Source organism: Lysinibacillus sp. FSL L8-0312 (genome assembly GCF_038003285.1).
Lineage (GTDB): Bacteria > Bacillota > Bacilli > Bacillales_A > Planococcaceae > Lysinibacillus > Lysinibacillus fusiformis_D.
On record NZ_JBBOOV010000001.1, the window covers coordinates 3,954,042 to 3,976,133 of the forward strand.

General features: G+C 39.0%; 19 protein-coding genes. 17 read left to right on the top strand and 2 right to left on the bottom strand.

What is annotated here, in order from left to right:
- Nucleotides 1–39 precede the first annotated feature (39 nt).
- From MHI22_RS19780 to MHI22_RS19825, 10 genes are all read left to right on the top strand, one after another.
- Entirely contained in the window at nt 40–1,230 is a 1,191-nt protein-coding gene (locus MHI22_RS19780) for a DUF4097 family beta strand repeat-containing protein (protein WP_036120976.1), read from the top strand.
- A 242-nt stretch (nt 1,231–1,472) separates the two neighbouring features.
- Nucleotides 1,473–2,159, top strand: coding sequence for a cell division ATP-binding protein FtsE (gene ftsE / locus MHI22_RS19785; protein WP_036120973.1), 687 nt, complete (start codon nt 1,473–1,475; stop codon nt 2,157–2,159).
- Nucleotides 2,149–3,033, top strand: coding sequence for a permease-like cell division protein FtsX (ftsX, locus tag MHI22_RS19790; RefSeq protein WP_036120971.1), 885 nt, complete (start codon nt 2,149–2,151; stop codon nt 3,031–3,033). The genes ftsE and ftsX overlap by 11 nt, the downstream gene beginning before the upstream one ends.
- A gap of 54 nt (nt 3,034–3,087) precedes the next feature.
- Nucleotides 3,088–4,395, top strand: a complete 1,308-nt coding sequence (locus MHI22_RS19795; RefSeq protein ID WP_058843821.1) for a murein hydrolase activator EnvC family protein — start codon at nt 3,088–3,090, stop codon at nt 4,393–4,395.
- A gap of 260 nt (nt 4,396–4,655) precedes the next feature.
- Nucleotides 4,656–5,288: a hypothetical protein gene (locus MHI22_RS19800; protein WP_089934824.1), complete on the top strand. Its 633-nt coding sequence runs from the start codon at nt 4,656–4,658 to the stop codon at nt 5,286–5,288.
- Nucleotides 5,285–5,872 (top strand): peroxiredoxin family protein, encoded by a 588-nt coding sequence (locus tag MHI22_RS19805; protein ID WP_036128486.1) that lies wholly within the window; start codon nt 5,285–5,287, stop codon nt 5,870–5,872. The genes MHI22_RS19800 and MHI22_RS19805 overlap by 4 nt, the downstream gene beginning before the upstream one ends.
- Before the next feature lie 77 nt (nt 5,873–5,949).
- Nucleotides 5,950–6,288, top strand: coding sequence for a hypothetical protein (locus MHI22_RS19810; RefSeq protein ID WP_340812590.1), 339 nt, complete (start codon nt 5,950–5,952; stop codon nt 6,286–6,288).
- A gap of 34 nt (nt 6,289–6,322) precedes the next feature.
- On the top strand, nt 6,323–7,765 hold the full coding sequence (locus MHI22_RS19815) for a S41 family peptidase (protein WP_058843819.1): 1,443 nt from the start codon (nt 6,323–6,325) through the stop codon (nt 7,763–7,765).
- Nucleotides 7,766–7,887: 122 nt separating this feature from the next.
- Nucleotides 7,888–9,069 carry a PDZ domain-containing protein gene (locus tag MHI22_RS19820; RefSeq protein WP_036120958.1) on the top strand — a complete coding sequence of 394 codons (1,182 nt, stop codon included), beginning with the start codon at nt 7,888–7,890 and terminating at the stop codon, nt 9,067–9,069.
- A complete protein-coding gene (locus tag MHI22_RS19825; RefSeq protein ID WP_036120955.1) occupies nt 9,069–9,290 on the top strand; it encodes a DUF2198 family protein in 222 nt (73 codons plus the stop codon). The genes MHI22_RS19820 and MHI22_RS19825 overlap by 1 nt, the downstream gene beginning before the upstream one ends.
- A 33-nt stretch (nt 9,291–9,323) precedes the next feature.
- Here the strand turns inward: MHI22_RS19825 and MHI22_RS19830 are convergent, their stop codons facing one another.
- On the bottom strand, nt 9,324–9,650 hold the full coding sequence (locus MHI22_RS19830; protein ID WP_036120943.1) for an AzlD domain-containing protein: 327 nt from the start codon (nt 9,648–9,650) through the stop codon (nt 9,324–9,326).
- Complete coding sequence (locus MHI22_RS19835) at nt 9,647–10,381, bottom strand: AzlC family ABC transporter permease (RefSeq protein ID WP_058843818.1); 735 nt, start codon at nt 10,379–10,381, stop codon at nt 9,647–9,649. Before MHI22_RS19835 ends, MHI22_RS19830 begins: the two co-directional genes overlap by 4 nt.
- A 123-nt stretch (nt 10,382–10,504) precedes the next feature.
- Here MHI22_RS19835 and MHI22_RS19840 point away from each other — a divergent pair, with 123 nt between their 5' ends.
- The 7 genes from MHI22_RS19840 (at nt 10,505) to MHI22_RS19870 (ending at nt 22,002) form a co-directional block, all read left to right on the top strand.
- Nucleotides 10,505–11,056: a helix-turn-helix domain-containing protein gene (locus MHI22_RS19840; protein WP_036120940.1), complete on the top strand. Its 552-nt coding sequence runs from the start codon at nt 10,505–10,507 to the stop codon at nt 11,054–11,056.
- A gap of 11 nt (nt 11,057–11,067) precedes the next feature.
- Entirely contained in the window at nt 11,068–11,706 is a 639-nt protein-coding gene (locus MHI22_RS19845; RefSeq protein ID WP_170829911.1) for a TVP38/TMEM64 family protein, read from the top strand.
- Nucleotides 11,707–11,952: 246 nt separating this feature from the next.
- Nucleotides 11,953–15,462 carry a helicase-exonuclease AddAB subunit AddB gene (addB, locus tag MHI22_RS19850; RefSeq protein WP_340812591.1) on the top strand — a complete coding sequence of 1,170 codons (3,510 nt, stop codon included), beginning with the start codon at nt 11,953–11,955 and terminating at the stop codon, nt 15,460–15,462.
- 1 nt (nt 15,463) lies between these two features.
- Nucleotides 15,464–19,183: a helicase-exonuclease AddAB subunit AddA gene (gene addA, locus MHI22_RS19855; protein ID WP_340812592.1), complete on the top strand. Its 3,720-nt coding sequence runs from the start codon at nt 15,464–15,466 to the stop codon at nt 19,181–19,183.
- Nucleotides 19,184–19,262: 79 nt separating this feature from the next.
- Complete coding sequence (locus MHI22_RS19860; RefSeq protein ID WP_340812593.1) at nt 19,263–20,429, top strand: DUF418 domain-containing protein; 1,167 nt, start codon at nt 19,263–19,265, stop codon at nt 20,427–20,429.
- A gap of 124 nt (nt 20,430–20,553) precedes the next feature.
- Entirely contained in the window at nt 20,554–21,456 is a 903-nt protein-coding gene (locus tag MHI22_RS19865) for a fumarylacetoacetate hydrolase family protein (RefSeq protein WP_340812594.1), read from the top strand.
- Between the two features lie 180 nt (nt 21,457–21,636).
- On the top strand, nt 21,637–22,002 hold the full coding sequence (locus tag MHI22_RS19870) for a YisL family protein (RefSeq protein WP_036120921.1): 366 nt from the start codon (nt 21,637–21,639) through the stop codon (nt 22,000–22,002).
- Nucleotides 22,003–22,092: the final 90 nt, after the last annotated feature.

A 22,092-nucleotide genomic window follows, 5' to 3' on the forward strand; every position in this document is an offset into this window, starting at 1 on the left:
GTATAAATAGTATAACGAACTGAGGGAGGCTATTTATTTATGCAAAATGAACGTCAACGAATTTTAGAACTTGTAGAAAAAGGAACGATTTCGGCACAAGAGGCGATTACATTACTAGAAGCATTAGAGCAACCTGGCAAGTCTACTCAAAATGTTATGGATGATGTGTCAAAAGAGGCGCAATCCTTTTCAACTGAAAAAGAAGAGTCACTATTTGAAGAAAAATCAAAAGATGGTGACAAGAAAAAAGATGATTTTATGAAATATTTCCAAGATGAAATGCAAGATTTTCGTAAGGATTTAACGCAAATCGGTTCTCTTTTTATGGATATGATGAATACCGCTGTTAAAAAGGTAAAGGAATTTGATGTAGCATCTCCATTTGGAGATAAAATTGAATTTACACATACAGAAGAAGTGGCAGCTGCTAACGTAGACAATGTTATTGTTGAATTGCCAAATGGTAATTTCTCATTGGAAGCAAGTGAAGGAGATACGATTCAGGTAGTTTGTAAGGTGAAAGCACCGCTGATGAATGAGAGCGAGGAAGAAACACGCAATCACTTTTTAGAGCAATTTGTTGTAAAAGAGGATGAGCGTTCACTTCGCATTTTAAGCCAATTAAAGCTTGTTCAAGTCAATGTAAAGGTGCAAGTACCTAAGGATAAACTTGAAAAATTATCTGTTCGTCTCATGAATGGTAGTGCGTCACTACAGGATATAGAATTTGAAGAATTAAAAGTTAAAACATTGAACGGAGCTATTAAAGGCACTAAGTTTAATTTTGGAAAAGCGGAAGTGGACTCTTCTAATGGTTCCATTGAATTAACGAATGTTCGTGGTAAGGATTTAGAGGCTGAAACATTGAATGGACGTGTTTATTTAGATGGTGCTTTGGATGAGGTAGAGGCGAAGTCTGTCAATGGACATGTAGTGGTAACAACTTGTTCCACAAATTCATCTAAAATAAAAGCTCAAACAGTTGCTGGAGCGGTGGAAATATATGTCCCACGTACCATTTCATTAAGTGGTAAAGTTGTGACGAATTTCGGGAAAGTGGATGTAGGCATTCAGGATGTTTCTAAAATGGAGTCACAGGACCAATTCCTATCCAAAGTAGTACGCTTTGATAAAGAAGTTGAAAGTGCAAATCGCTTATTTATCGAAGGCGAATCGAAAACTGGCGCCGTTTTAGTGCGCTACACAACAACGGACGAACAACAAATGTAACATGGGAAGCATTCAGGCGAAAGCTTGAATGCTTCTTGCTATTTCAAACAGTATTCGACTTGGTTTATCGTCGATTGCTGTTTTTATTTTTGTCATTTTTTTAATGATAATGGCAATGAAAGAACGAAATAGAAGGAACTGGCACGTATTGAAATGAAACTGTAATAAAAAAACAGAAATAGAGTGCTATAATAGTAAAAGAAATACCTCTTACATAGATGAGAGTTTTAGGTGGTTTAATCATGATAGAAATGAAAAATGTGACAAAGAAGTACCCAAACGGTGTAGTTGCGACAAATGGTATTTCCGTTAATATAAAGCAAGGCGAATTTGTGTATGTAGTTGGTCCAAGTGGAGCAGGTAAATCTACATTTATTAAATTGATGTATCGTGAAGAAAAGGCAACATCAGGGCAAATTATAGTCAATGGTATTGATTTAGCAACATTAAAAAATAAGAAGGTCCCTTTTTTGCGCCGTCAACTTGGCGTAGTTTTCCAGGATTTCAAATTACTACCTCGTTTGAATGTTTATGAGAATGTAGCATTTGCACTTGAAGTAATTGAGGAAAATCCAGATGAAATCCGACGTCGTGTGATGGAAGTATTAGAACTGGTGGGATTAAAGCATAAAGCAAGAATGTTCCCGAATGAGCTTTCAGGTGGGGAACAGCAACGAGTGTCGATTGCACGCTCAATCGTCAATGTTCCTAAAGTGGTGATTGCAGATGAACCAACAGGGAACCTCGATCCTGAAACATCGTGGGAAATCATGAATTTATTTGAGGAAATTAATGCTCGAGGGACAACCATTGTGATGGCGACCCATAACCGTGAAATTGTCAATACGATTCGTCGTCGTGTTATCGCAATTGAAGGCGGTTTAATTGTCCGTGATGAACACGGAGGTGAATACGGCTATGAAATTTAATACAGTAAAGCGCCACTTCCGGGAAAGTGTGAAATCACTTGGCCGAAATAGCTGGATGACCATTGCGTCTGTCAGTGCCGTAACAGTTACGCTTATACTAGTAGGCGTTTTTGCGCTCATTATGATGAATTTAAATAAAGTAGCGACTGATTTAGAAAACGATGTTGAGATTAAAGTTTTAATTGATGAGACAGCAGATGAAGCTGCAGAAAAAGCACTCGTCGAAAAAGTCAAAAAATTGCCTGGTGTGTCAGAGATGACCTATTCCACTAAGGAAGATGAGTTAACTAAGTTAGTAAAAGATTTTGGTGATGATTTTAAGCTATTTGAACAAAGCAACCCTTTACGTAATGTAATCTATGTAAAAGCTGCTGATCCCCAGCAAACAGCTAAAATTGCAAAAGCGATAGATAAATATGAGTATACGTATGACGTTATGTATGGCGAAGGAAAAGTTGAAAAACTATTTAACTTCTTAAATATTAGTCGTAATGTAGGCATCGTACTTATTTTAGGGTTATTATTCACGGCGATTTTCTTAATTTCGAATACAATTCGTATTACTATTATTGCTCGTAGAGATGAAATTGAAATTATGAAACTTGTAGGGGCTACGAATTCATTCGTACGTATCCCATTCCTATTGGAAGGTATGTGGCTCGGAATTTTAGGTTCGATTATTCCGATTGCGGTTGTCACAACCCTTTACCACAATGTATATAAAATTATTGCACCACGTTTACAAGGTGAGCTAATTCAATTACTTGATTTTTCTCCACTTGTGTATCAGGTGAGCGGTCTCCTGTTACTCATTGGCGTGCTTATCGGTGTTTGGGGAAGCTTTATGTCAGTGCGTAAGTTTTTAAAAATTTAGTCACAACGGATATTTGTGAAGAAGAAAAAGAATAGTCGAAGGGGAGTTCAATCGGTGAAAAGTAAGGCGAAAAAAACATTGAAAACACTTGCAGCAGCATCTGCTCTATTTCTTTTTATCCAAACTCCATCAGCATATGCAACAAGTTTATCGGATTTAAAAGAAGAAAAGAAACAAATTGAAACAAAGAAATATGATTTAAATTCATCCATTAGTAATAAGTCAAATGCCATCACGGCTAATCAAGAAAAGCAACAAAAAATCTTAGATCAAATTCAAGCATTGAACGCTGAAATCGACAAAACCAATAGTAATATTAAAAATGTTCAAGCAGATATTCATACAACAAATGAAGAAATAAAAAAATTAGAAGCTTCCATTAAAGAACTTCTGCATAAAATTGAAGAGCGAGATTTATTATTACAAGAACGTGCACGTGCGATTCAAGCTGGTGGCTCGGTAAGCTATTTAGATGTTTTGCTTGGATCTAATAGCTTTGTAGATTTCATTGATCGCTTCTCTGCAGTTAATGCACTATTAGAAGCGGATCGTCAAATTATTCAAGATCAAAAAGATGATAAACAACAGTTAGAAGAGCAAAAGCAAAGTGTAGAAGAAAAACGTCAAAAATTAGAAGGCAAGAAAGCTGAGCTTGAACGATTAAAGGCATCTTTAGATAGCCAAAAAGCTGAGAAAAATAAACTAGTTGACCAATTAGAAAAAGAGCAAGAAAAGCTCAAATCTGAAAAAGTATTACTTGAAAAAGAGTACTCAGAAGCATTAGAAGTAAGCCAAGAATTACAAGATCAAATCATTGCTGAGCAAAAACGTTTAGCTGAAATTGCTCGTCAGCAAGAAGCAAAACGTAAAGCAGCGGCTGCGGCTGCAGCGGCTGCAGCAGCCAACAATGGTGGTGGTTCATCAGGTGGTACTGTGAACGCGCCTCAATCAAATGGTACTTGGATTAAACCAACGAACGGCCGCCTAACATCACCTTATGGCTGGCGTAATATTGGAGCTGGCCCTGAATTCCATTACGGCGTGGACCTTGCAAATGCAACAGGAACACCGATTTGGGCAGCGGCGGATGGTGTAGTTTCTTATGCAGCACCACTTAGTTCTTATGGTAATGTTGTCATTTTAACGCACTCAGTTGATGGACAAATTTATACAACAGTTTATGCCCATTTAAGTGCATTTAATGTTAGTGTAGGACAAGAAGTAACACAAGGTCAGCAAATTGCAGCAATGGGTAGTACAGGTCGCTCTACTGGCCCTCACTTACACTTTGAAGTGCATATTGGTCCTTGGCGAGGACAAGCTGTGGGCAGTGTAAACCCACTAAAATATATTCCATTGTAAAATAGAACAGCTATACATTAGAGAATTCTAGTGTATAGCTTTTTTTATTTCATCTATATCTTTAGAAGATAAGAACTCCCTCCTCTATGAGTAACGGCTATTATACGATTCTATTTAATGTTATGATGAATATATACATAGTGGGGTATTTTTAACAGATGTTAATTTCTGAAGATTTTCTGAACACAGTGTGAAATATTCTTATTTTAAAAGGGTTCTATGCTATGCTGTATCTAACTTTCGGAGGAGGATTTGTTGGAGTGATTAATACAGAGTGGTACTCGATTCGAGCACTAACTTTACCAGCTACTGCAGTGGCTTTACTCATTACATTTTTTATAGTGTGGCTCATATTACGCGTGCAATTTTCAAAAAAATGGTCTGAAGTATATGCTGATGCGATTTTTACATTTCTCATTGTTTGGAAACTAAGCCTACTTGTGACTGATTTCAAAGCTGTTGTGAATAATCCAATGTCATTACTTTATTTCAATGGCGGTACAATAGGTGTTTATCTCGGCGTCATCGTAGTGTCCTTACAAATATGGAGAAAGCGGCACAATCTTCAGCTTGAAAAACAAGATATTATCCCTTGTAGCTGGGCTATTATTTTAACGCAATCTATTTACCAAATGATTGTCGTGCTACTCAATGACAACACTACATCGAGTGAAATCATTACATTAGTTGTGCTAAGTGTATTAACCATCATCATATTATGGAAACTAGCAGCGATGAAACAAGCTTTATTATTGTATACAGTTGGCTATTTGATCGTAGCTCTCTTCCAAACCCTTGGTATATGGCAAACAACTGTGGGTGTGAGTGTAGTACTACTTTGTTTGGGATTAGCCATTCAATATGAACGAATCAATGTGGGAGGTAAAGAATGAAAAAAAATATTGGGCTACTGATCGTTGTGCTATTAGTGATTGCGATGATTGGTACATATGTGAGACAACAAATTAACGAAGAACGTGCTATTGAAAAGTCTGCTCTTGGTAAGGATATGGAGGAGCTAGAAACGGGCTTGAAAAAAGGGGATATACCGCCTGATTTCACCTTAACAAGCTTAGACGGAGAAGATATCACATTAAGTGATTTGCGTGGAAAAAAGGTTGTACTAAATTTCTGGGCGACGTGGTGCCCACCTTGTAAGGCGGAAATGCCGCATATGCAAAGCTTCTACGATGAGTATGCTAAAGAGAAAAACGTTGAAATTATAGCTGTCAATTTAACAAGTGCAGAACGGGATGTGACTGCCGATGCCAAAGTAGACACAGTGATGACATTTAGAGATAGCTTTGAGCTAACATTCCCCATTTTATTGGACCCAGACAATGACGCTGGCTTAGATTATCAAATCATCACCATTCCAACCACTTATTTTATTGATTCCAACGGCTATATCCAACGCGCCATCAGAGGACCAATGGATGTAGATATGTTAAATGATTATGTAGATGCACTAGATTAATTCATAAAAAATCTGTTCGTTTTCTATAGTAGAAACGAGCAGATTTTTTATTTTTATAGGAATTAAGGTGAACAATTGTGGGGCAGGAGGGAATACTCGCGAAGCTAGAGGAAATACTCGCGGAGGCAGAGGAAATACTCGCGGAGCCAGAGGAAATACTCGCGAAGGCAGAGGAAATACTCGCGGAGGCAGAGGAAATACTCGCGAAGGCAGAGGAAATACTCGCGAAGGCAGAGGAAATACTCGCGGAGTCAGAGGAAATACTCGCGGAGTCAGAGGGAATACTCGCGAAGGCAGAGGAAATACTCGCGGAACAAAGGAAAATACTCTCGAAGCAACAACCAACACCCATGAGAAAAGTGAAATATTCTCTCTTCATAAATTTGAAAGGTAATCTTGTATGTTTGAAAAAATAGAGTCATACAGTAAAAGAGACGGAGGAGGGAAGAATTGCGCAAATTAACGGCCGGTGTCGGAGTCCTGCTTAGTAGTTTGGTGGTAGGTAGTGGTATTTACTTTGATTGGTTTTCTAGTGACGATAAAAAGGAGCCTGTTACGGAGGTTGATACAATTGGTGAAGCCATGACACTTATTGAAGAAAAATCAGTCTACAGCACAAAAAAGGATGCATTGGTGGAGGGGGCTCTTCGTGGTATGGCTGATGCCATTAAGGATCCTTATAGTACGTATTACTCCCAGGAAGAGGCCGAGCAACATCGGCAAATGCTGGCTGAGGAAAGGGTAGGTATTGGGATTGAACTAGCAGAAAATAAAGGGAAGTTTATTGTTGTGTCTCCAGTTCGTTCTTCACCTGCTGAGAAAGCTGGTATGCGTTCACTCGATGAAATTGTACAAGTTGATGGAGTGCGTGTAGATGGGAAAACGATGAGTGAATTAATGCATTTAATTCAAGGTGAAAAAGGGTCGAAGGTAACTATTGTTGTCTACCGTCCGAGTGAGGATAAACATATTAAGATGACAATGGAGCGTGCTGCAATCTCTAATAAAACGGTATCGAGTGAGGTTATAAAAGTAGAAGATACAACCATTGGCTATGTGGCTATCTCGTTGTTTGGGGAAAAAACGGCCAATGAATGGGTTGCTGAAACGAGTAAATTGCTTCGTAAAGATGTTGAAGGTATTGTGATTGATGTACGTGATAATCCAGGTGGTTATTTACATAGCGTCGCAGCGCTACTGAGCACGGTATTGGACAATGGCAAGGTATTTGCATATATGCAAAATGCGGAAGGTGCTATGGAACCATTGAAAACGCAAACGAAAGGCTTTGATGAAAAATATATAGCAACGATGAACAAAATCCCAATCGTTGTCTTACAAAATCAAGGTAGTGCTTCAGCGAGTGAAGTATTGAGTGGTGCTTTAAAAGGCTGGGGACGTGCTTCACTAATTGGTGTCAAGAGTTTTGGGAAAGGGACTGTGCAGGAATCTTGGGAGCTATCAAATGGTGGAGAGCTGAAATTATCAACTAATAAATGGCTGACACCAAAACGCGAATGGATTCATGGGCAAGGCATTGAAGCAAGTTTAGTAATTGAGCAAAATGAATTATTTGCTTTTCAACTACATCCACTAACAGGCAAATTTAAAGTCGGTGATATGAGTGAGGAGATCGCCTATTCACAAACTGCCTTACAGAAACTAGGCTATCAGATAGATCGTTTAGATGGCTATATGGATGAAACGACTGCAGAGGCCGTCAACCTTTATCGCAAACAGAAAAAATTAAAATTAGCAGAAGATGAATTTTATATGGATACAACTTTCTTCAATAGCTTAAATGAGACATTAAAAAATTATAAAGCGGATCGTCAAAATGATCAGCAATTCCAGATGGCCACTAGCTTTTTACTGCATACTATTGAACAATAAACCTATCTGACAGAACAAAAATAACATAATACAAAGCTTTCTATGAGTTTGTACTACGCAAGAGTGTAGTCGTTTGATACAATAAATTCATAGTATTCAAGATAGAAATGGCGGGTGTTCGTATGGTTAGTGAGATTTTAATAGAAATTGTAACAGCGATTGGCCGCTTTTTACTCAACCCATTACTGTATATAGTCATAATATTTGCTATTTTTTTAGGATATCGTCGTGTAAAACAGGAGCGTAAATATTTTAATAGACGTATTATTTGGGGCTGGACAGAGTTAATCGGACAATGGAAAGATGGATGGCTTTATGCACTGCTCATTTCTCTTATCAGTATTGTCGCAGGGCTTACTGTACCAAAAGAATTTTTAATCATTTTAATAGTAATTTCTATAGTAGCGCTAGTCCTGTACCTTATTAATGCACTATCGCCCATTGTGACAATGGGTATTGCAACACTTGTGATATGGGCCATGTCCTATTACAATTGGACATTTACTTGGTGGATATTTTCCTTGGAGGGGAGCAATTTAGAGGATGGCGCAATTGTTACGATTACCATTTTGGCAGGCCTTTGTGTTATCGCAGAGGGGCTATTAATCCGTCGTGCTGCCATGAAGGTATCAACGCCTTCCATAGAGAAAACAAAGCGGGGTATGCAGGCTATTGTCTATCGCACAAAAAATGTATGGGTATTACCTATTTTCTTTGTTATGCCTGGTGATGCTATATCGGCTGTATTGCCATATTGGCCCCTGTTTACGATAGGTGATAGTAGCTTTGCACTTGTTTTATTCCCTCTTATCATTGGCTTTGCTAAGCTATCAAGAAAGGAATTACCAGTCATAAAATTACCTAAAATAGGGCGATCTGTCTTATTGCTTGGAGAGCTTATTTTAATAGGTGGCTTAGCTGCTTATTTTGAGCCGATGATCGGTTTCATCGTACTTGGTGTTGGGGCAATTATACGTATCATCATCTCTATCTACTTTGCACAGCAGGATAAAACAGATCATTATGCCGTTGCACCAAGTACAAAGGGTGCCATTATCGCAGCTGTTCTTCCTGATTCGCCAGCAGAAAAAATGGGCTTGCTTGCAGGGGAATGTATTCGTAAAGTAAATGGAAAATCTATTTTTACAGAGAATGAGCTATACGAGGCATTGCAATTAAATGCAGCACACTGTCGTCTAGAGGTGTTGGACCGCAACAATGAAATTCGTTTAACACAGCATGTGATTTACAGCAATGATCATTACCGTATTGGTTTATTACTAGCTGAGCCGAGGGAAATATAATGGATGTTTTTGGAAAAATGATATTAGCGCTATTTATACCAGCGATCCTTGTCTTATTGTTTACAAGAATTACCTATAATCGCTATGTTGCGCTGTTATTAGCAATTGCACTTATCGCAGCTTCTGTTTATGCAGGCTATACATCTTCGCCTATTATTTATGTGATGGATGCATTTTCATTAACCGTAGGCTTTTGGTTAGCTAGTAAAATGAAGAAATAAAAAGGTCAGTCCTCTCAAAGGGGATTGACCTTTTTACATGAAAAATCGAACAGCTGCCATAATGATTACGCCTGCAATGACAGTAATCGATAAACTTTTTGTGATAAGTGCAATAATAAGAGTTGGCACAAATGTAACAAAGACGGGCCAATCAAGAGTCACTACTTTCCCACTTTCAGTATCGAATAAGTTTTCAATTACAAGAGCACTTAAGATACAAACAGGTATAAAGCTGAGCCACTTGAGTGCAACATCTGGGAGTGTTACACTACGTACAAAAATAAATGGAATGACACGCGGCAGCCATGTAACAAGTGCACAGCCAATAATAAGCCAGACCATATAAGAAGTTGTTGTCATTTATCTGTCACCACCCCAATTGTTGCGACAATGACTGTTGCTAGAAGCACAGCTACATGTGAAGGCACTAGATAAGAAAGGCCATACATAATAACTGTCATATAGCCGATTAACTTGATATAATGCATGATTTTGCTTTTGCCAACACTGCTCAATTGCAGTACTAACAATGCAACAAACATGGCAATTAAAGCAAAATCTAGGCCCCATTTTTCGGGATTTGCTACCCATTGTCCTAAAAAGGCACCTGCAACACAGGAGAGAATCCAAAAAATGTAGGCTGTGATGTTAAGCCCATCCATCCATTTGCCGTATAATTTGCCTGTTTGCATTTGCTTTGTTACTGCGACACCAAAGGTTTCATCCGTTAATAATGTACCGAAACCAACATTTCTAAGCATAGAGTAGCGCGTAAAATGAGGTGCTAATGTTAAACTCATTAATAAATGGCGTAGATTAACTACAAAAATGGTTACAATGATAGCAGAGGCAGGGCTGCTTGTTAAAAGAAGTGCACAAAAAATAAATTGTGCAGATCCTGCATAAATAAGTATCGTTAACAGGGCAATTTCAAGGACAGATAATCCAGAAGCGGAACCTACAACACCGAATGCAAGTCCTATACTAATATAACCGAGTAAAGTAGGTATGCAATCTTTGACGCCCTGTAGAAAGCTGTCGTTGGAAGGGCTTATGGAATCATCATGATGAAGCTCTGTTGTACTTGTCATAAATAGGCCATCCTTTCTTAATCATTTCCATGTATACTATTGATGGAATTGTTTGATAGTTCTTGATGTTTATTAAAGTATACATATGTCTGATAAAATAAACAATAGAAATTGGTGATTAAAATGGAACAAATGAGTCGAAATTTAGCATTTCAATTAAAGAAAATTAGACAGCAGCGTCATCTAAGTCTAGATGACGTAGCTAAAGCGACAGGTGTTAGTAAAGCACAGCTTGCACAAATTGAAAAGGGTGAGGCTAATCCGACTGTTTCAACAATTTGGAAAATCGCAGCTGGTATGCGCATATCATTCTCTTCATTATTACAGCCACCAACCGCTCATTACATGCGTTATAGCAGTAAGGATGTGCCGCATGTGGATGAAGATGAGGGACGCTATCGTGTCTACTCCATTATTCCGTATAATCCTGAGCGAGGCTGGGAATTTTATAAGGTTGAAATGGAGCCAGGCGCAATTAGTAAGAGTGAAGCTCATACAGAAGGGGTAGAGGAAACTGTAATGGTCATCAAAGGACAAGCAGTTATTTCTGCTGGGGATATGCATGAATTACTGGATGAAGGGGATACACTAGTATTCTCAGGGCATCAGCCCCATGAATATCGCAATACTTCGGAAGGGCTAACAATTTTTCATTTAATTTTACAGTATAAATAGAGGTGTCGATGTTGAGTGAATGGTTTACTGTAGAAAATATTGAACAGGTTGCGGCACAATATCGAACATTTGGCCCAATCATTGGTTTACTGCTACCATTTTTAGAAGCGTTTTTACCTTTTCTGCCATTAGTCGTATTTGTTGTAGCGAATGCAAGTGCATTTGGCTTATGGTTAGGGTTCTTATTATCATGGTTAGGCTCTGTAGCGGGCTCCTATGCTGTCTTCTTGCTTGTTCGCCATTTTGGCAAGCATCCAAGGCTACGATTTTTAACAGGTAGTAAAAAGGTTCAGAAACTTATTAAATGGGTGGATATGAATGGCATCAGCCCTCTTTTTGTCCTCCTTTGTTTCCCTTTTACACCATCTGTTATTGTCAATATTGTTGCTGGGTTATCCCATATTCATAAAAAGTTTTACTTAGTCGTTTTATTGGCTGGGAAGTTCGTGATGATTTTAGGCATGAGTGTGTTGGGCTATGACTTAAAATCGTTATTGACAAGCCCCGTCAGATTGGTCATTGCTGCTGTAGCCATCGTAATTTTATGGTGGGTCGGCAAGCTGATAGAGAAGCGCTTGAACGCTCGTGTGGAAAGAGATTTGAAGCAAGCGCGAAAATTGACGAAAAATCAGGATCATCATGCTCGCTAACCAATTGTTTGTAGCCTCTTTAATTTTTAAAGAGGCTGTTTTTTTGTGTCATTATCTTCTCACATGAAGGTTGATAGATAGTATTTACTAGTTTTTTTCGATAGAATTTAAGATAGACGATTAAAGTTGCTGTAACATAGGTACGTTAACTAACTAGCAAAGGAAATGCTCAAAAAGCGTATCAAATAATCAAATCATCAAAAGATTCACCCAAAATGGGCAAGTCAATGAGGAGGGGGAAAGAATATGTCATTGCGTATTGTTTCAGGACGTTCAGGAACAGGAAAATCCGCATTTATTCATCAGGAGATCATTGAACAGCTTAAAACGGAGCCATTGGGACATCCGATTTTCATAATTGTCCCCGACCAGATGTCTTATTCTACAGAATATGAGTTGACGAATAAGCATGGTTTACAAGGCTTGATCCGTGCACAAGTGATGACGTTTAAGCGTTTAGCGTGGCTGGTTTTACAGGAAACTGGCGGGATTGCTCGCAAAGAAGTGAATGGCTATGGCTATCGAATGCTCATTCGTAAACTTTTAGAGGAACAAAAAAGTGAGTTTTCCTTATTTCGACAAGCAGCAGGAAAACGTGGCTTTACGGAGGAGATTGAAACACTTTTAAAAGAATTTAGCCGCTATAGCGTCAATAGCTCAGTCTTAGCAGAGGTAACGGAATCATTAAAGGCAATTGATGCTCCAAATACCTTACAGGCTAAAGCAAATGATTTACATGTAGTGTTACAGGCCTTAGAGGAACGACTAGGCACGACATATGTCGACAGTGAGGGCTATTATCCAATTTTAACAGAGCAATTGAAGTATGCTGATACGATGAAGCAAGCAACCATTTATATTGATGGATTTACCGCCTTCACTGTACGGGAGTTAGAATTAGTACGTGAGTTGTTAAAAGTAACTAAACAAGTAACAATTGTTCTTCCGTTTGATCATTCAGATGAAGCGTTTGATGAACAGGCACTATTCCATGAGGCGGCTTTAACAAATCAACGGTTGCATGACATCGCAAATGAAGAGGGCATCGATGTTGATGCACCATTACATTTTTACAATACTAAAAGGTTCCATTCTGAAGATTTGCAGCATGTGGAGGCTAAATTTACTGATTTGGTGCCTAAAACGAAAAAATCTTCTGGAGATGTGATGGTACTTGAAGCGTCTAATCGTCGAGCCGAAGTACATGCGATTGCCCGGGAAATAACAAAGCTGACAAGAGAAGACGGTTATCGTTATCAGGATATAGTTCTTTTATATAGACAAGCAGAGCTATATGATCCACTTATTACAAGTATTTTCCAACAATATGAAATTCCTATTTTTACAAATACAAAAAAGACGATGTTACATCATCCACTAATCGAGCTAAGTCGTTCTGCACTAGAGGTCATGACGTCTACTTGGAAGTACGAACCTGTTTTCCGTAGTGTGAAAACAGATTTATTTTTCCCATTACATGCTGAGCTAACCATCTGGCGTGAGCGAGCAGATCGATTAGAAAACTATTGCTTGGCACAAGGCATCTATGGAGAACGGTGGTTTGAGGAGGCACGTTGGTTTTATAAAAAGTATCGTGGATTAGAATTCCATTCGTGTGTTCAAACAGATGAGGAACGTGCTATGCAGGCGGAAATCGAGGCTATTCGAGATGAAATTCGTCTACCGTTAAAGAATTTACAAGATAAGCTTGATAGTGCGAAAACGGGTAGAGATATTGCGACTGCATTATTTGAGCTAGTGGAGTCATTACAGGTTTATGATAAGCTTCAAGCAATGAAAGATCGTGAGCTAGAGCGAGGTGACGCATTAGCAGCGAGTGAACATGAGCAAGCTTGGAACGAATGGATTGGTGTTCTTGACCAATTCGTCTATATGTTTGGGGAGCAAGAAATGACTTTGGAGGAAGCAGCTAAAATTCTTGATGAAGGGTTTGATACGCTAGAATTTTCTCGCATTCCGCCGACCTTAGATGAGGTCATGGTCGCTACTGTTGATTTAGCCAGATTGTCTAATATCAAAGTTACTTTTGTAGTGGGTATGAATGATGGTGTTTATCCAACTCGAATGGAATATGAGGGTTTATTGTCAGATACAGAGCGAGAATGGTTTAGCCAAATTGGCTACGAGCTTGCACCAACCTCCACCAATCGTTTATTACAGGAAAATTACTTATTCTACCGTGCTATTACAACACCATCTGACAAGCTGTATATGACATATCCTACGGCAGATGAAGAGGGCAAGGCACTGCTATCCTCTCTTTATATCAAGAAAATGATTGGCAATGATAAAACAGCTGGTTTATTAAGTGAAGTTGTCATTGAGCGAGTGGTGATGGATCCCATTGAATTACTTAACGGAGATGTTTTACCCTATTTACGCCACCCTCGTACGGCTTTAGCACATCTGATGGTGCAGTTACGTCAAGCTGAGCATAGCCGTGAACTAGCACCAGAATGGCTAGCATTACAAAAATTTTATAAACAAGATCCGTATTGGGCACTCATTTTTGAGCGTGTCCTCTATCCGATTACCCATAAAAATGAAGCTGAGCCACTTGAAACATATATTACACAGGAATTATATGGTCAGAAGTTAACATCAAGTGTGTCACGAATCGAGAAATACTTTAGATGTCCATTTTCTCATTTCACTACGTATGGTCTACGTTTAGAAGAACGTGCTGAATACCGACTTGAAACCTTTGCAATGGGTGATTTATTCCACGAGGCATTAAAGTGGATTACTGAAGAAACACATCGCCAGCAGTTATCATGGATTCGTTTAACAACACAGCAAATTAAACAATTAGCACGACAAGCAGTAGAGCAAATTGTGCCTGTCTTTTCACATCAAATTTTATTGTCGAGTGCTCGTTATCGCTATATTCAGCGTAAGCTTATTCGCATTGTTGAGCGCACAATGACTGCACTGACACAGCATGCTAATGTATCCCACTTCAAGCCTATTGCTATTGAGGCGTCGTTTGGTCCAGGGCAGCATGAACAGCTACCACCGCTTGAAATTGATTTGACTAGCGGCAAGAAAATGTTTATGCGAGGACGTATTGATAGAGTGGATAGTGCAACAATCGATGATCGTTCTTATTTGCGGGTTGTCGACTATAAATCATCAGCTCGAGATCTGGACTTAAATGAGGTTTATTATGGATTGTCCTTACAAGTCCTTACGTATTTAGATGTAGCAATGGAAAATAGCTCTTATTGGCTACCTGGTCAAACTGAACCAGCTGGGGTACTGTATGTCCATGTCCATAATCCAATGTTAAAGCTAGATAAGGATTTAACAGATAGTGAAATAGAGGAAGATCGATTAAAGCAATATAAAATGAAGGGTCTACTGTCAGAAAATGCTGAGGCGATTTTATCGATGGACGAGCAATTAGAAGAAAGTAGTGGGTACTCAAAAATTATTCCTGTATATATGAAAAAGGATGGGACACCGTCTGAATCACAATCACGCATTGTTCCTGTCAATGATATGAAAAAGTTACAACATTTCGTTCGACGTAAACATCAGGAAGCAGGGAATGGCATTTTATCTGGTGATACAGCCATTAGCCCCTATAAATTAAAAGCCAAAACAGCATGTGATTACTGTCAATTCGCCGCGGTTTGTCAATTTGATCCTTCAGATGGTAAACAAAGCTATCGTCAGTTGGCGCAAGCGAAGCCGAATGACATTGTTGATAAAATTCGGAAGGAGATGGAGTAGCATGGCACAAACAATTCCTATTAAGCCAGCAGATGTCACGTGGACAGATGATCAATGGAAGGCGATTTATGCTAGTGGTCAAGACACACTTGTTTCAGCCGCGGCAGGGTCTGGGAAAACAGCAGTACTGATTAATCGGATGATTGAAAAAGTCATTGCTACCGAGAATCCTATCAATGTGGATGAACTATTGGTAGTGACCTTTACGAATGCTTCAGCCGCTGAAATGCGACATCGTATGTCAGAGGCATTAGAAAAAGCAATCGCAGAAAATCCAACATCTAATCACTTAAGACGCCAGCTTAGCCTTGTCAATAAAGCGCAAATTTCCACGTTGCACTCGTTCTGTTTAGCCATTGTGAAGCAATATGCATACTTGCTTGATATAGATCCAGGCTTTCGTATCGCCAATGAAGCAGAAATCGCTTTATTAAGAGATGATGTATTAACGGATGTTCTAGAAGATGCCTATGATGCTGAGGATGAGGCTCAAGTACAGGCTATTTATCGCCTTGTTGATAGCTTTACTTCGGATCGTGATGATCAAGCAATCGAAACGCTGATTAGTAAACTATATGATACGTCACGTGTACATGCAGAGCCTCAAAAATGGCTATGGAGTCTTCCTCAAGTATACGAGTTAGCAGAGGATGTAACGATTGATGATCTAGAGCTTTCTCAATATGTTAAATTGACCGTTCGCCATAGTTTGGAAGAAGCCTTCGTGTTAATTTCAGAAATGCGGGCGATTACATTACAGCCAGACGGACCGGCTCCTTATGCTGAAACGGCAGAAGTTGATTTTGCCATGATTCAAGAAGGGATTCGAATTAGCCAAAACGGTACATGGCAGGAGCTATTTGAATTTTTTGCGATGGTCAAATGGTCTACGTTAAAACGAGTATCCAAAGATGCATTAGTAGATGTAGAGTTACAGGAGCTTGCGAAGAAAAAAAGAGAAGCAGCTAAAAAAATAATGAATAAAATCAAAGAAACGTATTTTGTTCGTACACCTGCACGCCTACTTGAAGAAATACGATTAATGGCGCCAATAATTGCCACATTAGTAGACCTGACCGCTACTTTTAGTGAACAGTTCCGCCTAGCTAAGCTAGAACGGGGAATCATTGATTTTTCAGATTTAGAGCATTATGCGCTACAAATTTTGACAGTAGAAATAGATGGTGAACTTCAGCCTTCGCCAGTTGCATTAGATATGAAAAAACGTTTTAAAGAAGTACTTGTGGATGAATATCAGGATACGAATATGCTACAGGAAACCATTTTGCAGCTTGTCAAAACAGGGGAAGAGAGGGATGGCAACCTGTTTATGGTTGGAGACGTAAAGCAAAGTATTTATCGCTTCCGATTAGCTGAACCGAAGCTCTTTATGCGAAAATATAGTGATTTTTTGGAGATGCCTGATGTAACGGGAATGAGAATTGATTTAAATGCTAATTTCCGTAGTCGCAAAGAAGTGTTGAATGCTACAAACTATGTATTTGCACAAATTATGGGAGAGCGTGTTGGTGAGATTCTTTATGATGACAATGCATCATTAAAGCCAGCAGCACCTTATGATGAAAAAGAAATACCTGTTGAGCTTGTAGTGATGCATCCGCCACAGGATGAGGAAGCAACAGAAGAGCTTGAGGAAATGGGCAATGAAGCTACTACAGAGCTAGAAGAATTGAAAAAATCACAATATGAGGCGCGCTTTATCATTGATCGTATACGACTGATGATGGAAGATGGGACAACTGTTTATGATACGAAAACGAAGTCTGAGCGACCATTAAAGTATAGTGATATTGTGATTTTAATGCGCTCCATGACATGGTCGACAGATTTAGTGGAGGAATTTAAGCTGGCAGGGATTCCACTCTATGCTGAGTCATCTAAAGGCTATTTTGATGCGCTCGAAGTGATGATTATGTTAAATGTCTTGAAGGTAGTCGATAATCCCTATCAGGATATTCCACTAGCTTCTGTACTGCGTGCACCGTTTGTTGGTTTAACGGAAAATGAGTTGGCAAAAATTCGTTTAGCCGATCAGAAGGTACCGTTCTATGATGCTTTACGTCAATTTATTCGTAGCGAAGGGCATGGCGTGCAATCAACTACATTTGAAAAGCTTCAACGCTTTATGCTGGCCTTCGAAAACTGGCGAGATTTAGCACGTCGTGGATCATTATCCGATTTAATTTGGAGGATTTATTTAGATACGCATTATTATGAAATGGTTGGTGCAATGCCAAATGGTAAGCAGCGTCAGGCGAATTTACGCATCTTACATGACCGTGCATTAATGTATGAAAAAACGGCCTTTCGTGGACTATTCCGCTTTCTCCGCTTTATTGATCGAATGCGTACGCGTGGGGATGATTTAGGTACTGCAAAATCAATTGGCGAAAAGGACGATGTTGTGCGTCTTGTGACGATTCACTCCTCAAAGGGATTAGAGTATCCAGTAGTCTTTGTTGCAGGAATGGGACGCCCGTTTAACAAAATGGATTTTCATCAACCTTATTTATTCGACCAAGATTTTGGACTCGCTGTCAAGGCTATTGACCCAGAAAATCGCATCACATATACATCTTTACCGTTTTTAGCGTTAAAAGAAAAAAAAGAGCTGGAAATGCGTGCAGAAGAAATGCGTGTTTTATATGTTGCCATGACTCGTGCGAAGGAACGCCTAATTTTAGTGGGCTCTGTGAAGAATTGGGAGAAAACACGTGACAACTGGCAGGATGCACAAAGTTTACCGATAGATGCGCCGCTACAGGAATATTTGCGAGCAAGAGCTAATAGCTATTTGGATTGGGTAGGACCAGCGGTGGCAAGGCATGCAGACTTTACTACAGTTGCTACCACTTCTTATAAGGCGTTAGAAGATCATTCACGCTGGTCGGTACAAGCGATCAACACAAGCCATTATTCATATGAAATACATGCGATGGATGAAGAAGTACAACAATGGCTCACGATGCCAGAGGACGAGGCATTACTAGATGAAATTACGTCACGCTTTCAAGCGCAGTACGCCTACCAAAGGTCTACAAAAAAACGTTCTAAAACGTCTGTTAGTGAGATTAAGCGCTTAGAAAACTTACAGCGCCAGGCGGAACCTGAATTTTACTTTGCCACACCTGCCAAGCAAAAAACTTCTTCCATTGCACCTCGACCAGCCTTTTTACAGGAACAACAGCTAACAGGTGCTGAAATTGGAACAGCTGTGCATACAGTGATGCAGCATGTCCCACAGTGTGGCTTTGTTGAAATCCAAGATGTGAAGGATTTTGTAGAGGATTTAGTGGCGAGACAATTGTTAACTGAGGCAGAGGGAAAAATGGTTCCACTAGCGAAGATTTTTCATTTTTTTGAGACAGAAATAGGGCAGCGGTTCAAAAAGGCAAAGCAAATACGGAGGGAAATGCCCTTTACCATTAGTAGAGTTGATGAAGATGGCGATGCTCAAATTGTACAAGGGATCATTGACTGCTTATTTGAAGATGAATATGGCGATTGGGTCTTGCTAGATTATAAAACTGACCGTATCCTGCCACATTTTGCACAGGAGCCTGCCCTGACAAAGGAAATACGAAATCGTTATGCTGTACAGCTTCGTGTTTATAGTGAGGCCATTGAATCAATTTTACACATCAATGTGAGCGATAAAGTATTATATTTATTCGATAATGAACAGGCCGTACAGGCATAAAGAACTTGTTATGGCAAAGCAGGGCAAGCCTTTTTTGCCTTGCTTGCACCATAGCATTTAGTCAAGAGGAGGCTATTTCGTGGAGTCAAAACCGACCATGTTGCAGGAACGAATGGCAACATTAGATATTTTACGAGGCATTAGTTTGGTAGGTATTTTACTTGTAAATATGTATACCTTTTATTTGCCAATGCCGCATATTGATTTGGCATCGTGGTTTACAACACCATCTGATATTGTTTGGCAAAAAAATATAGACATATATGTGCAGGGAAGCTTTTACCCATTATTTGCAATGCTATTTGGTTATGGGCTTGCCATGCAGTGGCAAAAAGCACAGAGCCGTGAACAAAATTTTTACACACTAGGTCTTCGCAGACTGTCTATATTGTTTGTTTTTGGTTTTCTACATGCTGTGCTGATTTGGTGGGGCGATATATTAATGATGTACGCGTTCTGTGGCGTTTTTTTAGTGCTATTCCTACGCTTTAGTCCTATTTGGTTAGTAGCTAGTGCATTTATTATTAACGGTTTAATGCAAGTTTTTATGTTATTCGTTGTAGGAATTATGCTTTTTAATACCAAGGTAGATGATTATTTAGATATCGTATCTGTAGAGAAGGCTATTACGGCTTATGGTACAGGCAATTGGGTAGATGCCTTTATGCAACGCTTAACAGATTTATCGACGCAGGCAGGCATAGGGATGTGGTTTGCAGCACTGTTCACTATTTTACCGTATATGTTAATAGGTGCTGCAGCGTCAAAATGGCGTCTAGTAGAACGAGCTAAAGAATTGAAATGGCTCTGGCTGACATTAGCGATCACGGGGTTGATCATTGGTATCGGTGTTAAAAGTTTACCAATTATGTTTACAAGAACATATTTACTAGATTATTTAAAGGTATACATAGGTGGTCCAATTTTAGCAGTAGGGTATATCGGGGTCATTGTGTTACTTTGCTTAGTGCCAATTGTACCGAAGTTACTTAGTCCTTTTGCTAAAATTGGTCGTATGTCCTTAACGATGTATATTCTTCAATCTATTATAGGTACTTGTTTATTCTACCAATTTGGCTTTGGCTGGTACGGTAAAGTCACTGTGGAAACAGGGGTATTAATTGCTATCGGCATTATTGTTGTGCAAATGATCCTAGCTGAAGTTTGGTTATCTAAGTGGAAACAAGGACCATTAGAGGCGATATGGCGTAAATTAACGTATAAGCAAAACGTGGAATCACGTTAATATATGCCTCTTCACATGCATAATTTATGAAGATAGTACAACTTATAAAATTATTGTCGCAAAAGTAAGGCAATTTCTATCATATTGTTGTATTATGTAGAAAAAAGAAGGAGCTCTTAAAATCATGAAAATTTTATCATTCAAATTAGGTGGACATGTAAGCTTTGGACCAAAAGTAAAAAAAGAAGAAGCGGTATGGGATGTACTCGCTATTCAAAATGAACTTCAAGTTCTCCCTTCTTTTTCAAGTTCAATTGTGGATGGCATTGCTTTAGGCTTTGATTTCGTTGAACAGATTCGTAAATTAGTAGAAGCAGCAGAAAAATCAGATCGTGCCGATAGTTTTAAACGTGAATTTACAGATATCGAGTGGCTTTCACCAATTCCGCGTACACCCAAAAATATTATGTGTATCGGTAAAAACTATGATGAACATGCCAAAGAAATGGGTGCAGAAGCAGCACCAACAGATTTAATGGTATTTACAAAATCACCAACTGCTATTGCAGCGGATGGACAAACAATTTCCATTCATGCTGACCTTTCTTCCAAAATGGACTATGAAGGTGAGCTAGCGATTGTTATTGGAAAACGTGGTAAAAATATTCCTAAAAATTTAGCATTTGATTATGTATTTGGTTATACAATTGCTAATGATATATCAGCTCGTGATTTACAAGACAAACATAAACAATTTTTCTTAGGTAAAAGCTTGGAAGGTAATTGCCCTCTTGGACCATACCTTGTGACAAAGGATGAAATTCCAAATCCACAAGACTTAACAGTGGTGACAAAGGTCAATGATGAAGTACGCCAAAACGGTTCTACGAAGGATATGATGTTCTCTGTTGAAACCTTAGTATCTATTCTATCTCAACATGTAACATTAGAGCCAGGAGATGTTATTTTAACAGGTACGCCTGCAGGAGTTGGAAAAGGGATGAACCCGCCACAGTTCTTAAAGGCTGGGGATACAGTAAAAGTATCTATTCAAGGCATTGGTACATTAGTCAACCATTTTGAATAATGACGATAACCATCCGCGTGAGTCTTTACTCCGCGGATTGTTTCTTTCTACACTCGATAGGCTGTGAGATGTCGAGCTATAATTGATGTAAATTATGTGAACACTGTTGTAATGTTTGAAACCCTTTCCATCGCATGGTAGGATAGAGTTTGATAGAAAAATGAATGAGGTGGGACAAACATGAGTTTTTTAACTAGCCAAACGCATTTGCATATTACTACGTGGGTTATTGCTATTGTTATCTTTTTAATCGCTGCACTAATGGGCAAGCAATCGAAGGGCTTACATATGGCTTTACGTCTATTCTACGTATTAATTATCATCACAGGTGGGGCATTATTCTTTAAATATCAGGCTGGAGACCCGATGATGTACGGACTGAAATTTTTATTCGGTATTTTAGTAATTGGTATGATGGAAATGGTATTAGTGCGTCAAAAGAAAAACAAACCAACAGGGATGTTTTGGGCATTATTCGCAGTATTCCTATTTATCACGCTGTTCTTAGGCTTTAAGCTACCATTAAACATTAATTTCCTAGCATAATAATTTCTTAAAGGTCGTGAAGTATTTGCTTCACGGCTTTTATTTTGCCAAAAGGGTGAATACGAGAGAACTGACACCTTTTTGCCCTAA